The sequence below is a fragment of the Streptomyces sp. NPDC101165 genome, from assembly GCF_044768135.1.
Classification (GTDB): Bacteria; Actinomycetota; Actinomycetes; order Streptomycetales; family Streptomycetaceae; genus Streptomyces.
Map to the genome: position 1 here is coordinate 41,936 of NZ_JBIWPG010000031.1, position 15,064 is coordinate 56,999.

The window sequence follows — 15,064 nt, forward strand, 5'->3', positions numbered from 1 at the left end:
CGGGCCTGTGCAAGATGACCGTGCTCATCCTGACCAGTGAAGAGGACGTGACGGCGGACATGGTGGTCCTCCAGTTGGGCCGGGCCGGCGTGCCCGTGGTCCGGCTCGATCCCGCCGACCTCACCAACGGCGTGGCGCTGTCGGGCGAGTACGTGCAGGGCGCCTGCCGCGGACACCTGTCCGTCGGCGGGCGCCTCGTGAGCATGAACGGCCTGCGCTCCATCTGGGTGCGCAGGCCGGGGGACGCGGCCCTGCGCGCCGACCAGCCCTCCGCCTGGCTGACCGAGGAGTCCACCCAGGCGCTGTACGGCATGCTGCGCTGCACCGACGCGCGCTGGATGAACCATCCGGACGCGGCCCGCCGGGCCCGCCACAAGCCCTGGCAGCTGCGGCTCGCCCAGCTCAGCGGGCTCGCCGTGCCGGCCACCCTGATCACCACGTTTCCGCAGGCGGCCCGGGAGTTCGCCGAGCGCTTCCCGGACCTGGTGGTCAAGCCCGTCTCCGGCGCACATCCCCAGGAGCCGCCGCGGGCCGTGCCCACCAGCCGGGTCCCGCCGGACGCCGACTTCGCGGCCGTCGCCTTCGGTCCGACCCTGCTGCAGCGGCGGATCTCCAAGCGGGCCGACATCCGGCTCACGGTCGTCGGCGAGCGGCTGCTGGCCGCGCGCAAGCCGGCCGACCCGGACGGCCACCCCGACGACATCGACGTCCGCTTCGCCCCGTCGGTCTCCCCCTGGCTCCCGGCGGAAGTGCCCCCGCGCGTCGCCGAGGCCGTCCTCCGCTATCTGAAGGACGCCGAACTCGCGTACGGTGCCTTTGACTTCGCGGAGGACGCGGACGGGATCTGGTGGTTCCTGGAGTGCAACCAGTCGGGCCAGTTCGGCTTCGTCGAGATGGACACCGGCCAGCCGATCGCCGAGACCATCGCGCAGTGGCTGGCCGGGCACGGGGACCGTGCGGTGTCGCACGTCAACGGCGACCGGGACACGGCACCGTGAGGCCGTGGCGACCGGTCCGCGGAAAGGAACGCGAGATGCGCATCGGACTGCTGGGAACGGGCCCGTGGGCCCAGGCGGCCTACGCCCCCGCGCTCGCCGGGCACACCGGCCTGGACTTCGCCGGGGTGTGGGGCCGCCGCCCGGAGGCGGCCACCACGCTGGCGGAGCAGTACGGCGTCGGGGCGTACGACGACGTGGACGCGCTGCTGGCCGACGTGGACGCGGTGGCCGTGGCCCTTCCCCCGGCCGTGCAGGCCGAGTTGGCGGTACGGGCGGCGCAGGCGGGACGGCATCTCCTCCTGGACAAGCCGCTGGCGGTGGGGGTCGCCGAGGCGCGGGCCGTGGCCGAGGCCGCGGAGCGGGCCGGGGTCGCCTCGGTGGTGTTCTTCACCACACGCTTCCAGAAGGAACCCGAGGCCTGGATCGACGAACAGGCGGCCTCGGCAGGCTGGTTCACGGCGCGGGCGCAGTGGCTCGGGGCGGTGTTCACGAGCGACAGCCCGTTCGCGGCCTCCCCCTGGCGGCGGGAGAAGGGCGCGCTGTGGGACGTGGGACCGCATGCCCTGTCCGTCCTGCTCCCGGTCCTCGGCGACGTACGGCAGGTCCTGGCGGCGGCGTACGGTCCCTCCGACACCGTGCACCTGGTCCTCGACCACGCCACGGGCGCGTCCAGCACGCTCACACTGAGCCTGACGGCACCGCCCGCGGCGGCCGGGGCCGACCTCGAACTGCGGGGCGAGGCCGGGGTTTCGCTCCTGCCGAGAAGCTCCGAGGGCGCCGTTCCCGCCCTCACCCGCGCCGCCGACGCCCTGCTCACCTCCACCCGCACCGGCCGCCCGCACCCCTGCGACGCCACGTTCGGCCTGCGGGTCACCGAGATCCTGGCCGCGGCTGAGGCGAAGCTGGCCGGGGAACCGGCCTCCCTCGCCTAGGGCCTGTCGGACGGGCCCTGGTCCTCCTCCCCGAACGGTTCGTCGCTCCACCGGAACCAAGCCCGGTCCCCCTCGATGTGCAGCAGGAACTCGGGGACCGGGCCGTCCGGTGAGGACAGCGAGACACGGCGCCGTATCTCGTCGTAGGCGGACTCCCACTCCTCCCAGCGCTCGTCCTCCAGCAGGGCCAGCTCACGGGCGAAGAGGTCCTGTACGGCGGTGAAGCCGGGGCCGGTGGTGAAGCTCCCCGACAGCCAGGGGAAGTCGGCCTCGTCGATCAGGATCTCGCCGACGGGCTCCTCCCCGGCACGCACCCGCCACACCGCACCGTCGAACCCCATGGCCCCTCCCCCGCTCCGCCGCCGTCGATCACCCCGTCAGCTTGTCACCCGGCACTGACAACGCGCTCGGACCAGAAGGTGAGGCGCTCCCGCACGACCGGGTAGCCGGCCCTGGTGAAGTGCGCGGCCATCGGGAAGTTGTCCTGGTCCGTGGCGGCGGCGATGAACTCGGCGTCGCGTTCGACGAGGAAGTGGGTGCACTCGGCGAGCAGGTCGTAGGCGTAGCCGTGGCCGCGGTGCTCCGGCAGGACGCCGATGAAGCCGATGCACGGTCCGGACGGATTGCGGGCCGGGATGTGGATGCCGACCGGCTCGCCCTCGGGCGTGCGGGCGAGCTGCCACCACGCGCGCGGTGACGGGAACCAGTGGAAGATGTCGAGTTCCTCCTGGGCGGCCCGGTCGACTCCGCCCTGCGCGATGGCCCGCCGGGCATGGGCGTCCAGGGTGACGGAGTGGATACGGCGCAGGGCGTCGAAGAAGACGGTGTCCTCCGGTTCGGCGGAGAAGACGAGGCGTCCGGGACGCTCGGGCAGGCCGTGCTCCGGGGTCCAGCGGTAGATGAAGCGTTCCACGAGCGGTTCGTATCCGGCCTTGCGGGCGGCGGCGGTGCGGGTGGCGACGGCGGCCGGCAGACCGGGGACGTCCCGCCAGCCGGCGGGCAGGTCGAGTTCGAGTTCCTCGGTGCGCCAGGGTGCCGTCCGCAGGAGTGCGGCTCCCGCGTCCTCCTCGCCCTCGGCCACGTCGAACCAGTTGATGACGAGCGGCTCGGGGTCCTCCGGCCGGGCCCACCAGGCGGCGCGGGCCACGACCCGGCCGTCCCGCAGGGCGACCCGCTTCCAGTCGGGCCGGTACCGGGTCCGCCGGTGCTTCTCACGGAAGCCCAGCGGGTCGGGCAGGGTGTCGAAAAGGTGAGCACTGCTCTCGTCGAGCGTGCGGATGACCACAGCGGTCATGGATTCCTCCGGGATGCGTGCTGCGTACAGCGGGACGCGCTCCCGGTCAGACGTGTTACGCCCGAGGAACGGGAAGACGGGAGCGCTGAATGACTGCGGACTGCATGACGCTCGCCTCCTTCCGGTGCCGTCTCGGGCGTGCTGCACACGCTAGGAGGACGGACGGCCGGGTGTCGACGGCTTTTCCTCGGTGCACCCCGCTCCCGGCGACGGCGTAGCGTGGGGATGTGAGATCGGTGCGCGGCTCGTCGTCGCGGCGGAACCGGGAAGAGCGCGGCTGGCTGCAGGGCGCGCCACCGCCGCGATGGGTGCGGGTGTTGCCGGTGGCGCTGCTGGTGGCGGTGACCACGGCCACGTTCGTCACCCCGCATGCGAGCGATCTCGGCTTCCTTCTGGGCGCGATCCCGCCGCTCGCCGTCCTGTCGTACGGGCCGGTGGCGACCGCCGTCCTGGGCGCTCTGGTGGTCGTGGTGCTGAACCTCCCGTCGACGCACCTGAACCGTCCGGGCAACACCGATCTGCTCACCATCGTGTTCGTCGCCCTGCTGAGTGTGTTCCTCTCCTACGCGCGCAGGCTCCGGGACGCCCAGCTGGTCATGGAGCGGGCGATCGGGGAGGCCGTGCAACAGGCCGTGATGCCGCCGCTGCCGGAGCGCGTGGGGCGGGTGGGGTGCACGGGCTTCTACCGGGCCGCCCAGGACGGGACGCTGGTGGGCGGGGACTTCTTCGACGTGCGGGCGGGGCCGCACGGCGTCCGGGCGGTGCTGGGAGACGTGCGGGGGCACGGGCTGGCGGCGGTCGCGACGGTGGTGTCGCTGCTGGGCGCCTTCCGGGAGGCGGTGCTGGACCAGCCGGACCTGGCGTCGGTCGCGGCCCGCATGGACCGCAGGCTGGGGGTGGACTCGGCGGGTGAACGGCATGCGGAGTTGTTCGCGACCGCGGTGCTGCTCGAGTTCACACCCGACGCGCGGGCGGTGCGGGTGGTCGCCTACGGGCATCCGGCCCCGGTGCTGCTGCACGACGGCCGGGCCCGCGAGGTGGCCGTCACGTCGGCTCCCCCTTTGGGCCTCGGGCTGATCGGCGCCGATCCCCCCAAGGAGGTCACCGTGCCGCTCACGCCGGGCGACCGCCTGTTGCTGGCCTCCGACGGCGTCTGGGAGGCCCGGAACGCCTCCGGCAACTTCTATCCGCTGCCCGAGCGGCTGTCCGACATCGCGGACACCGTCTCCGGCGACCTGGCCGACGCCGTGTGGACCGACCTCGGCCTACAGCACTACGAGGTGCGCGACGACGCCACCCTGCTGGTCCTGACGCCCCAGCCGCCGGGCACCTGACCTCGGCACCCCGTGCCTGTGCGGACACACGGGTCAGCCCACGTCCCACAGGAAGCGGTGGGTGTGGATGCCGAAGTACGGGAAGGAGTGGATCTCGCGGACGCCCTCGATCGGCCGGACCACGTCGTTGACGAAGTCCAGCAGGTCCTTGGGGCCCGGCGCGACCACCTCGGCGAACAGGTCGAACCCGCCGGCGGTGAGCACGGAGTAGACCACCTCGGGGCGTTCGGCGAGAGCGTCGGCGACGACGCGCGGGTCGCCGTCGACGCCGATGCCGAGCAGGGCCATGGCCTGCCCGCCCATGGCCATCGGGTCGGTGATGCCGACGACCTGAACGGCCCTCGTGTCCAGCAGGCGTTGCAGGCGCTGGCGGGCCGCCGAGGCGGACAGCCCGACCTTCGGGCCGAGGTCGGCATAGGCGATACGGCCGTCGGTCTGCAGCTCGCGCAGGATGGCCCGGTCGATCTCGTCCACGACTCTCCCTTCGTGCTGTGTCGGGGGAAGGTTCCTGCTCAGCCGGCCAGTTCGGCGAGGGCCGCGGCGAACACCTGGGTGTGCGTGTCGACGTCCTGCTCGGTGGTGTCGGGGCACATGAGCGCCATGTTGTGGAACGGGGTCAGCAGGATGCCCCGGTTGGCGAGGTAGAGGTGCAGGAAGTCCTCCAGCTCCGGGTCGGCGGCCGCGGCGGACTCGGTGCCCGTGCGGGGCGCCGGCGAGGTGAAGCGGTACTCGGTGCGGGCGCCGAGGCGGCTGACGGACCAGGGCAGCTGGTGGGCCTCGATGCCGGCCCGGACACCCTCCTCGAAGCGCTCGGAGAGCTTCGCCATCCGGGCGAAGGCCTCGTCGGTGAGCACGCGCTCCAGGGTGGCCCGGGTCGCGGCGACCGACAGCGCGTTGCCGGCGAGGGTGCCGCCGACGCCGCCCATGTCGACGAGGTCCAGGTCGGCGCGGTCCAGCAGCCGCTCGGCGAGGTCCGCGGAGAGGCCGTAGGCGCCGGCCGGGATACCGCCGCCGATCGCCTTGCCGATGGTGAGCAGGTCCGGCTCGAGGTCCCAGGCGGCCGTGCAGCCGCCCGGGCCCGCCGAGAAGGTGTGGGTCTCGTCGTTGATGAGCAGGGCGCCGTACCGTCCGGTCAGGTCCCGAACGCCGGCGAGATAGCCGGGCTCGGGCAGGACGATGCCGATGTTGGTGAGCGCGGGCTCCATGAGGACGGCGGCGACGTCCCCGTGGGCCAGCTCGCGCTCCAGCCCGGCGAGATCGTTGAACTCGGCGACCCTGCTGGTCAGGGTGACGTCACAGGGGGCTCCGACGTTGCCGGGGCGGGCGGTGCCCCGGCCGTCCGGGCCGACGACGATCAGCGACTCGTCGACGCTGCCGTGGTAGCAGTAACTGTTGACCAGGATCTTCGGGCGCCCGGTGACGGCCCGGGCGAGCCGGATCGCCCATCGGTTGGCGTCGGTCGCGGTCAGCGAGAAGCTCCAGCGGGCCAGGCCGAAGCGGCGGGTCAGCTCGGCGCCGACCCACTCGGCGTCCTCCGTGGGCAGCATGGCGGTGGCCCCGCCCAGACCGGCGTACCGGCGGTCGACCGCCTCGGTGACCGCGGCGGGCGAGTGACCGGCCATCGCGCCCGTGTCACCGAGGCAGAAGTCGATGTACTCGTGCCCGTCCACGTCGGTGATCCGTGCGCCGCGGGCCCCGGCCAGGTAGCGCGGGAAGGCACCGGCCGTCTTGTTCATCCAGGTCATCGGCACCCGGCCGAAGAGGTGGTCGGCCTTCTCGTAGGCCGCCTTGGAGCGCGGGTTGCGGCGTTCGGCCTCGGCGCTCTCGCGGGCCAGGAGGGCGTGCAGACGCGTGCGGTCCATGGGGTACCTCGATGCATGCCGGGGACGGAATGGTCCGAGCGTACGAGCGAAAACGCGATGACTTCAAGACTCAACGCTCGAATCGGCTGCTTCGACGCTTGAATCGAGCGTCGGCTGGACACTCTGCCGCCATGGTGGTGTTGCCCCAACTGGCGAACCATTGTCCCGTGTTCGAACGCAATGTCTTAAACGCCAGGGTTCGCCACCCCTTCCGCCAGGTAGAAATATCTAACAGCATGCATATGCCGGGTTGGTGTGCAGGATCAGCGGAGCGGGTGCATGACGAACAGGATGTGGAAGCGGGGCGTGGAGTGGCTCGCCGCGGCGGCGGCCGATCCCCGAGCGTGCAAATGGGAGTGGGACCACGGGGAGGGCATCGCGCTGCTGGAGGCGGGCCGCTTCTGGGACGTCCTGAGCGTCCCCGAGCGGCTCGGTCTGCTCACCCTGGACCTGCTGTGGCGGCCCTCGCTGCCCGTGCCGGGGCCGACCCTGGTGGACACCGCCGCGGGGCGGGTCGGGTTCTTCCTGCCGCCGGACCCGTCCGGGGGCTGGGTCGGCGCCGGCCTGCGCTACGCGGCCAAGGGGTCCTGGGTCTCCGTGCCACCGCCGTACCGGCCCGCCCGCTCCTTGGAGTGGCTGGTCCCGCCGGACGGCAACGGCACCCTGCACCGGCCCGGCATTCTGGAGGCGGCACTGCAGGAGGCCAACGGCACGCTGGCGGTCCTCGCGCCGTCGCTCGGGCAGTAGCGGATCAGGGGCGTTCGGGCTCGGGCAGGATGCGCAGCACGGGCCCGGCGAGGAGACCCGGAGCACGTCGGGTTCCGCGGGGACGGTGCACCCCTTGGCCCGCCACTCCGCCACGAGTTGGGCGTGGATCGGCTCTCGGGTCCGGTCCATCCGGTCCACCGGGGCCCTGCGGCTGCTCCGGTCCGCCCGAACCGTCCCGTCCGCGCGGTCGGTGACGTCCATGCCGGGCAACGCCCGGGCCGCGCCACCGGTGCGCTCGGCTCCGGCGGCTCGCCGGGGCAGGTGAGCACCCGCCTCGAACGGGGCCGTCCGCCCGTCCGACACGCGTCCCGGAACAGGGGCGGCTCGGGCCGTGGAGGGGCCCGTCCGGCCGACAGGCGCCGCCGGGTGCGCGCTCCTATGCTGGGGAGCCAGGGCTCCGACGTCTCGCCCGCCGCACGTACTGCTCTCACGTGCTTGGAGTCAGCCCATGTCGCATTCATCCGCACGCCTGCGCCGGGGGGCCGCGGTCGCCGTCGTGGTGGGGACACTGATGGTGCCGCTCGGCGGCGCTCCCGCAGGGGCGGCGCCGGTCTCCGTGCCCACCGCGTTCGCCGCCGAACAGCCCTCCCCCTCCCCTTCGGGGGCGGAGGTCCGCACGATCACGCCGGACGTGGCCCGCCAACTCGACGCCGCCGTGCAGAAGGTGATGACCGAGGCGAACGTGCCCGGCGTGATGGTCGGCATCTGGACACCGCACCAGGGCAGCTACGTCAGCTCGTTCGGTGTCGCCGACAAGAGCAGCGGCCGGACGATGACACCCGACCTGTACATGCGGATCGGCAGCGAGACCAAGACGTTCACCGTGACGGCGCTGCTGCAGCTGGTGGACCAGGGCAAGGTCGGCCTGGACGATCCGATCGGCAAGTACATCGACGGGGTGCCGAACGGGAACCAGATCACGCTGCGGCAGCTCGCCGGGATGCGCAGCGGACTCTACAACTACTCCGCGGACGACGACTTCTTCAAGGCGCTCACGTCCGATCCGCAACGCCCCTTCACGCCCCAGCAGCTGCTCGCCTACTCCTTCAAGCACCCGGTGCTGTTCCCGCCGGGACAGAAGTTCTACTACAGCAACACCAATCTCATCCTGCTCGGCCTGGTCGTCGAGCAGCGGAGCGGACAGCGCCTCGGCGACTACATCCGTCAGCACGTCCTGGAGCCCGCCGGGTTGAAGAACACCCTGTTCCCGGCCGGCGCGGAGTTCCCCGCCCCGCACGCGCAGGGCTACACGAACCAGACGGCCGACGGCAAGATCGCGGACACGGCCGGCTGGAACCCGTCCTGGGCGTGGGCGGCCGGCGCGATGATCTCGACCCAGGACGACCTGCGGGTGTGGGCGCGCACGGTGGCTACCGGCCAATTCCCGGACGGCAGCTGGATGATCAGCCCGGTCACACAGAGGCAGCGGCTCACCACACCGGCCACACCGATCCCGGGGGCAGGGTACGGGCTGGGCATCTTCAACGTGCAGGGCTGGATCGGCCACAACGGCTCCCTGCCGGGCTACGAGTCCCTGACCGTCTATCTCCCGGCGGCACAGGCGACCCTCGTGGTGCTGCTCAACACCGACATCGACCACAACGGCCAGGAACCGAGCACCCTGTTCGGCGAGGCGATCACGCAGATCATCTCCCCGAACCACGTCTTCAACCTGCCGGCCGAACCCGCGGCCAGATAGGTTCCGACCAGGGCGGTTTCCGGTCGAGTCGAGGACGCCCTGTTCGCTGCCGGACCACGACGGTGTGTACTGGACCGCGCCTGCCTCGCCAGAGCCGACCAGCCAGGAGAGCCGTCGTGACCGTCACCGACCGCATCCCGCTCGACCCGTTCGGCACCGACATCGTCGTGGAGAGCGCCCGGCTGCGCGCCCTCGGCCCGGTCGTCCCCGTGGAGCTGCCCGGCGGCATCCCCGCATGGGCGCCCACCGGGTACGACGTCCTCAGGGAACTGGTCCTCGATCCCCTGGTGAGCAAGGACGCGCGCCGGCACTGGCGGCTGTGGCCGCAGACCGGCGAGCGCCCCGCCTGGAGCTGGATCGTGACCTGGGTGGGCGTGGTCAACATGCTGACCACCTACGGTCCCGACCACACCAGGCTGCGCAAGCTGGTGGCCCCGAGCTTCACGCTCCGGCGCACCGAGGCGCTGCGCCCGCGCGTGGCGGCCATCACCGCCGAGCTCCTGGACGTGCTGGCGGCCGAGGGCGCCGACGGCCGCGCGGTCGACCTGCGGGCCGGGTTCGCCCATGCGCTGCCCATGCGCCTGATCTGCGAACTGCTCGGGGTGCCCGACGGGTTGCGCACGGACGCCGCACGCCTCATCACCGACATCTTCGACACCTCCGACCCGAGCCCGGAGCACGCGGCGTCCGTGCAGGAGCGGATCGGCACGGTGCTGGGCGCGCTGCTCACGTACCGGCGGCAGGAGCCGGGCGACGATCTCACCACGGAGCTGATCCGGGTCCGGGACGAGGACGGCGACCGGCTCTCCGACGAGGAGCTGCTGCACACGCTGCTGCTGGTGGTCGGCGCCGGGTTCGAGACCACCGTCAATCTCATCGGCAACGCGGTCGTCGCCCTGCTGACGCATCCGGCACAGCTGGCGGCGGTGCGCTCCGGGGAGGCCGGCTGGGAAGGAGTGGTCGAGGAGACACTGCGGGTGCATCCGTCGATCGCCGCGCTGCCGCTGCGGTTCGCGGTCGCGGACCTGAAGGTCGGGGGCGTGACGATCCCGGCCGGGGACGCGATCATCACGACGTACGCGGCCGCCGGCGTGGACCCGGCGCGCTACGGGCCGGACGCGGCGGACTTCGACGCGGGTCGCGGCGCCGACGACCATCTGGCGTTCGGGATCGGCGTGCACCGCTGCATCGGCGCTCCGCTGGCCCGCATGGAGGCGCGGACCGCACTGCCCGCGCTGTTCGCCCGCTTCCCGGAGCTGCGCCTGGCCGTCGGCACCGACGAGCTGCGGCAGGTGCCGTCGTTCATCGCGCACGGCTGGCAGGAGGTACCGGTCCGGCTCGGCGGCTGAGACACGTGCGGGGCTCCGACCGGTCCCCCGTTCCGGTCGTGCCCCGCGACTGCTGAAACTACGCGCGGGGACACGGCGGTGGGTATCGCGCCGGTGCCCTTTCCGGAGCGGCGAGGACTCACTCGTGCACAGGGGAGTCCGGTTGGCCCCGGTTCGCCCCGCCGACGGTGGGTGCGGCGAGGGCACCGGTGGCCAGGTGGGCGAGGACGACCTCGTACAGGTCGCTGCCCATGGCCAGCAGCTGGCGTTCCAGAACCGGTTCGGCGGCCCGGACGTGGTCGCGTACGGTCTGGGCGTGCACGCCCAGGTCCCGGGCCGTGCGTTCGGCGTTCGAGTCCGCGGCGATCCAGGCGCGCAGAGTGCCCCGCAGATCGCGGCCGTCTCCGTCCAGGCGGCCGAGGAGGTCCTGCGCCCACAACCGCAGCGCGGCCGAGGCGAGCAGGTCACCGAGCCGGTCGGGGGCCGGGCGCGGGGCCGGGCCGTCGGGGTCGTACGGGCCCTGCACCGCCTCGGTGTTGAGCGCGAGACGAACGGCTGCGCGGGTGGTGAGGTGGGAGAAGTCGGTGCCGAGCAGCGCCTCGACGCGGTCCATGCGGGCACGGACGGTGTTGCGGCTGACGCCGAGGACCTTGGCCGCGCTGACGGCGGTGAACTCCAGGCCCAGCCGGGTCGTGGCGAGCAGTTCGGCGCGGATGTGGTGGGGCAGCCTGTCGAGGGGACGCAGTACGCCCGCGGACCAGGCGCGCAGGGCGACGGGGTCCATGAGCCGTTCGGGGTGAGTGCGTTCGGCGTAGACGGCCGTCTGGTCCGGGCGGAAGCGGGCGACGGCGAGGGCGCTGATGGCCTGCCCGTAGGCGGTGGCGGTCCGGGCGAGGCGCTGGCGCAGGCTGCCGCCGAGGAAGGTGCCCGGCCGGCCGTCGACGAGGGTGCGCAGCCGGTCCCCCGCCGCCGGCCGGGGGCCGACGACGATGACGTGCCCGTCCACCGCGGGGCAGCGCACGACGAGTGCCAGGCCTTCGGTGATGTGCGCGCAGGCATCGGCGAGCGCGTCCCGCTCGGCGGGCGAGACCTCGACGACGTAGACGCACGCGGTGTCCTCCTCGAGCAGGCCCGGCCACAGTCCTGCCGCGACCCGGCGGGCGGAGACGGTGTCCTCCACCATCAGCAGCTGCAGGATGGCCAGCCGCAGGTCGGCCGTGGCCCGGCGCAGCCGGCGCCCGTCGTCCGTCAGCTTTTGTTCCCTGAGGAGGAGTTCGAGCACGGATGCGGTGCGGTTCACGATGTCGGCGGCACGCCGGTCGAAGGGGTCGCGGCGGGCCACGGCGAGCACCGCTCCCGCCGCCGGGCCCCGTTCGGGGTCCCGTATCCCGACCAGGCGGACATGGCGTTCGCCGTCCTCCAGGGCGGCCGCGGAGATCCGGCCGGTGACCACGTCGGCCAGCACGGTGCCGTCGAGCGGCAGGCGCTCACCGGCCAGAAGGCTTCCCTGGGTGCCCTGGAGGCAGACCGTGGCCCCGACGGTCCGCCCCAGCCAGGTGACGACCCTGCGCGGGTCACGGCCGGCGGGACGCAGATGGTCGAGCAGCTGCTCCGCCCACGTGGTGTCGGAGTCCCGCGGCTGCTGGGCGTGAGGGCCCTCGTCGGCTCGGCCGGCCACGTCGACCTTCTCCTCGTCGTCGGTTTGACCTCGGCTTTCGAACGTGGACGTTACCCCAAGCGGGGCCGCACGCCTCCCGACGGTGACGAGCGCGCATGCGACGGCGCACACACGGCACCCCGGGCCGGCGCCTGGGCACCAGCCGGTTGAGCCACAACTCCATTGCTCATGGGGGCAGTTCGCCGGTCGGCCGCCGGCCCGCATCCGGGCGGCCGCGAGAGCGGACCCGGCACTCCGAGCACCCCGGCCCCATGGGCATCGCGACGCAGCGCGCCGGAGCCGCGCGCGGTGCCCGGCGACGGCATAAGCTCGGCGGATGGCGAAGTACTTCGACGTGCACCCCGAGAACCCCCAGCCGCGCAGCATCACTCAGGTCGCCGACGCGGTCCGCTCGGGTGCGCTCATCGCATACCCCACCGACTCCTGCTACGCGCTCGGCTGCCAGCTGGGCAGCCGGGACGGCATCGACCGGATCCGTTCCATCCGCCGGCTCGACGACCGGCACCACTTCACGCTGATGTGCCGGGACTTCGCGCAGCTCGGCCAGTTCGTCCGCGTCGACAACGACGTGTTCCGGGCCGTCAAGGCGTCGACTCCCGGCAGCTACACCTTCATCCTGCCGGCCACCCGCGAGGTGCCACGCATGCTGCAGCATCCCAGGAAGAAGACCGTGGGTGTGCGCATCCCCGACCACGTGGTGACCCAGGCGCTGCTGGCCGAGCTGGGCGAACCGCTGCTGTCGAGCACGCTGCTGCTGCCGGACGAGGAGGAGCCGATGACGCAGGGCTGGGAGATCAAGGACCGGCTCGACCACGCGGTGGACGCGGTGGTGGACTCCGGGGACTGCGGCACCGAGCCGACCACGGTCGTGGACTTCTCCAGTGGCGAGGCGGAGATCGTGCGGCGGGGCGCCGGGGACACCTCCCGGTTCGAATAGAGGGCGGAAGTCCGGTCCCGGCGGAGTGGATCTTGCATGGCAGCATGAGAGGTACACGCAGCACCGAGGGGCATCCGCCTCCCGCCGCTGATTCCTCAGGAGGCTCCTCAGCATGACCGCCGTACAGGGAACAGCCGTCGACATCCCGACCGAGGACGGCACCGCCGACGCGTACCTCGCCCACCCCGCGGACGGGAACCCGCATCCGGGGGTCCTGCTCTACCAGGACGCCTACGGCCTGCGCCCGCAACTGAGGGCGATGGCCGACCGGCTCGCCGGCTCCGGTTACACGGTCCTGGTGCCGAACGTCTTCTACCGGCACGGCCGCACCCCGATCGGAGAGCTTCCGGAGTTCATCGACCCCGCTGCCGACCCGACCATCTGGGAGCGGATCGGCCCGGTCATGGCCTCCCACACCCCCGAGCAGGTCAGGCGGGACGCGGACGCCTACCTGGGCTGGCTGGCCGGCAGCCCGCTGGTCGCCGACGGCCCGGTCGCGCTGACGGGTTACTGCATGGGCGCCCGCCTGGCGCTGCGCACGGCGGCCACCCATCCCGAGCGGGTGGCCGCGGCGGCCGGCTTCCACGGCGGCCGGCTGGCCACCGACGCCCCGGACAGCCCGCACCGCGGCGCCGAGCACATCACCGCCGAGCTGTACTTCGGCCACGCCGACCAGGACCACTCCATGCCCGAGGAGCAGATCCGGCTCCTGACGGACACGCTCACCGCCGCCGGCGTACGGAACACCTGCGAGGTCTACCCGGGGGCGCAGCACGGCTACACGCAGGCCGACACCCCCTCCTACGACCGGGACGCCGACGAGCGGCACTGGGCGGCACTTCTCGACCTGCTGAAGCGCACGTTCTGAGGTCTGCCGGGCGCCCGCGACGCGGCGGGCGCCGCCCGGATCCCGTCCAACTCATTGACATGCACCCGCCCGACCGCAACGCTGAGAGCGCTCTCAAACAGGTACGGACCAATGTCCGTACGACCCCGACCCCACACGGAGGTGGAGAGTGCCCCTCAGCATCACGCGCCCCGCGCTGCCCCTGGCGGCCGCGGCGGCCCTGGTCGGCGGCCTGCTCACGCTGGTCGCACCGGACCCGGCCGGTGCCGCCGTACCGGACACCATCCCGCTGAAGATCACCAACAACTCGGGCCGCTCCGACCCGGTGTACGTCTACGACCTCGGCACCCAGCTGTCCTCAGGACGGCAGGGCTGGGCCGACGCGAACGGCGCCTTCCACGCCTGGCCGGCGGGCGGCAACCCGCCGACTCCCGCACCGGACGCGGCGATCGCAGGGCCCGCCGCCGGGCAGTCGAAGACGATCCGTATCCCGAAGTTCTCCGGCCGGATCTACTTCTCCTACGGCCAGAAGCTCGACTTCCGGCTGACCACCGGCGGGCTGGTGCAGCCGGCCGTGCAGAACCCGTCCGACCCCAACCGGAACATCCTGTTCAACTGGTCGGAGTACACCCTCAACGACTCCGGGCTGTGGCTCAACAGCACCCAGGTGGACATGTTCTCGGCGCCGTACGCGGTCGGCGTGCAGCGCGCCGACGGCAGTGTGAGCAGCACCGGGCACCTCAAGTCCGGTGGCTACACCGGCTTCTTCAACGCGCTGCGCGGGCAGCCGGGCGGTTGGGCGAACCTGATCCAGACGCGCTCCGACGGCACCGTGCTGCGCGCCCTGTCTCCGCTGTACGGCGTGGAGACCGGGGCTCTGCCGGCGAACGTGATGGACGACTATGTCAACCGGGTCTGGCAGAAGTACTCGACGTCGACCCTCACGGTCACACCGTTCGCCGACCAGCCGGGCACCAAGTACTACGGCCGGGTCTCGGGGAACGTCATGAACTTCACCAACTCCTCCGGCGCGGTCGTCACCAGCTTCCAGAAGCCGGACGCGTCCAGCATCTTCGGCTGCCACAAGCTCCTGGACGCACCCAACGACGCCGTGCGCGGCCCCATCTCCCGCACGCTGTGCGCCGGTTTCAACCGCTCCACCCTGCTGGTGAACCCCAACCAGCCGGACGCCTCGGCAGCAAACTTCTACCAGGATGCGGTGACCAACCACTACGCGCGCAAGATCCACGCGCAGATGACCGACGGCAAGGCGTACGCGTTCTCCTTCGACGACGTCGGCAACCAGGAGTCGCTGGTCCACGACGGCAGCCCGCAGCAGGGCTATCTGACGCTGGATCCGCTCTCCTGACATGCCACGGTCCCGCAC

At 72.4% G+C, this 15,064-nt stretch carries 14 protein-coding genes; 9 read left to right on the forward strand and 5 right to left on the reverse strand.

What is annotated here, in order from left to right:
- Positions 1-14: 14 nt before the first annotated feature.
- Positions 15-998, forward strand: coding sequence for an ATP-grasp ribosomal peptide maturase (gene tgmB / locus ACIRVH_RS42525; RefSeq protein WP_403965353.1), 984 nt, complete (start codon positions 15-17; stop codon positions 996-998).
- 35 nt (positions 999-1,033) lie between these two features.
- Positions 1,034-1,930: a Gfo/Idh/MocA family protein gene (locus ACIRVH_RS42530; RefSeq protein ID WP_403965355.1), complete on the forward strand. Its 897-nt coding sequence runs from the start codon at positions 1,034-1,036 to the stop codon at positions 1,928-1,930.
- On the opposite strand, the gene ACIRVH_RS42535 is transcribed toward ACIRVH_RS42530, so the two are convergent.
- Both ACIRVH_RS42535 and ACIRVH_RS42540 read right to left on the reverse strand, forming a co-directional pair.
- On the reverse strand, positions 1,927-2,271 hold the full coding sequence (locus ACIRVH_RS42535; protein ID WP_403965357.1) for a hypothetical protein: 345 nt from the start codon (positions 2,269-2,271) through the stop codon (positions 1,927-1,929). The genes ACIRVH_RS42530 and ACIRVH_RS42535 overlap by 4 nt on opposite strands.
- A gap of 44 nt (positions 2,272-2,315) precedes the next feature.
- The gene (locus ACIRVH_RS42540; RefSeq protein WP_403965359.1) at positions 2,316-3,224 is read right to left on the reverse strand and encodes a GNAT family N-acetyltransferase; all 909 of its coding nucleotides are present in this window, start codon (positions 3,222-3,224) and stop codon (positions 2,316-2,318) included.
- Positions 3,225-3,451: 227 nt separating this feature from the next.
- Here ACIRVH_RS42540 and ACIRVH_RS42545 point away from each other — a divergent pair, with 227 nt between their 5' ends.
- Complete coding sequence (locus ACIRVH_RS42545; protein WP_403965361.1) at positions 3,452-4,558, forward strand: PP2C family protein-serine/threonine phosphatase; 1,107 nt, start codon at positions 3,452-3,454, stop codon at positions 4,556-4,558.
- A 33-nt stretch (positions 4,559-4,591) separates the two neighbouring features.
- Here the strand turns inward: ACIRVH_RS42545 and ACIRVH_RS42550 are convergent, their stop codons facing one another.
- Positions 4,592-5,032 (reverse strand): Lrp/AsnC family transcriptional regulator, encoded by a 441-nt coding sequence (locus tag ACIRVH_RS42550; RefSeq protein ID WP_403965363.1) that lies wholly within the window; start codon positions 5,030-5,032, stop codon positions 4,592-4,594.
- A 38-nt stretch (positions 5,033-5,070) separates the two neighbouring features.
- Positions 5,071-6,420 carry a transaminase gene (locus tag ACIRVH_RS42555; RefSeq protein ID WP_403965365.1) on the reverse strand — a complete coding sequence of 450 codons (1,350 nt, stop codon included), beginning with the start codon at positions 6,418-6,420 and terminating at the stop codon, positions 5,071-5,073.
- 279 nt (positions 6,421-6,699) lie between these two features.
- Here ACIRVH_RS42555 and ACIRVH_RS42560 point away from each other — a divergent pair, with 279 nt between their 5' ends.
- The 3 genes from ACIRVH_RS42560 (at position 6,700) to ACIRVH_RS42570 (ending at position 10,236) form a co-directional block, all read left to right on the forward strand.
- Complete coding sequence (locus tag ACIRVH_RS42560; RefSeq protein WP_403965367.1) at positions 6,700-7,167, forward strand: hypothetical protein; 468 nt, start codon at positions 6,700-6,702, stop codon at positions 7,165-7,167.
- 469 nt (positions 7,168-7,636) lie between these two features.
- Positions 7,637-8,887 carry a serine hydrolase domain-containing protein gene (locus ACIRVH_RS42565; RefSeq protein ID WP_403965369.1) on the forward strand — a complete coding sequence of 417 codons (1,251 nt, stop codon included), beginning with the start codon at positions 7,637-7,639 and terminating at the stop codon, positions 8,885-8,887.
- Between the two features lie 116 nt (positions 8,888-9,003).
- Positions 9,004-10,236, forward strand: coding sequence for a cytochrome P450 (locus tag ACIRVH_RS42570; RefSeq protein ID WP_403965371.1), 1,233 nt, complete (start codon positions 9,004-9,006; stop codon positions 10,234-10,236).
- Positions 10,237-10,354: 118 nt separating this feature from the next.
- Here ACIRVH_RS42570 and ACIRVH_RS42575 read toward each other — a convergent pair whose 3' ends face one another.
- On the reverse strand, positions 10,355-11,893 hold the full coding sequence (locus ACIRVH_RS42575) for a helix-turn-helix domain-containing protein (RefSeq protein ID WP_403965373.1): 1,539 nt from the start codon (positions 11,891-11,893) through the stop codon (positions 10,355-10,357).
- Between the two features lie 316 nt (positions 11,894-12,209).
- Here ACIRVH_RS42575 and ACIRVH_RS42580 point away from each other — a divergent pair, with 316 nt between their 5' ends.
- The 3 genes from ACIRVH_RS42580 (at position 12,210) to ACIRVH_RS42590 (ending at position 15,046) form a co-directional block, all read left to right on the forward strand.
- Entirely contained in the window at positions 12,210-12,830 is a 621-nt protein-coding gene (locus ACIRVH_RS42580) for an L-threonylcarbamoyladenylate synthase (protein ID WP_403965375.1), read from the forward strand.
- A 112-nt stretch (positions 12,831-12,942) separates the two neighbouring features.
- Complete coding sequence (locus ACIRVH_RS42585) at positions 12,943-13,698, forward strand: dienelactone hydrolase family protein (RefSeq protein WP_403965376.1); 756 nt, start codon at positions 12,943-12,945, stop codon at positions 13,696-13,698.
- A 148-nt stretch (positions 13,699-13,846) separates the two neighbouring features.
- The gene (locus tag ACIRVH_RS42590; protein ID WP_403965378.1) at positions 13,847-15,046 is read left to right on the forward strand and encodes a glycoside hydrolase family 64 protein; all 1,200 of its coding nucleotides are present in this window, start codon (positions 13,847-13,849) and stop codon (positions 15,044-15,046) included.
- Positions 15,047-15,064: the final 18 nt, after the last annotated feature.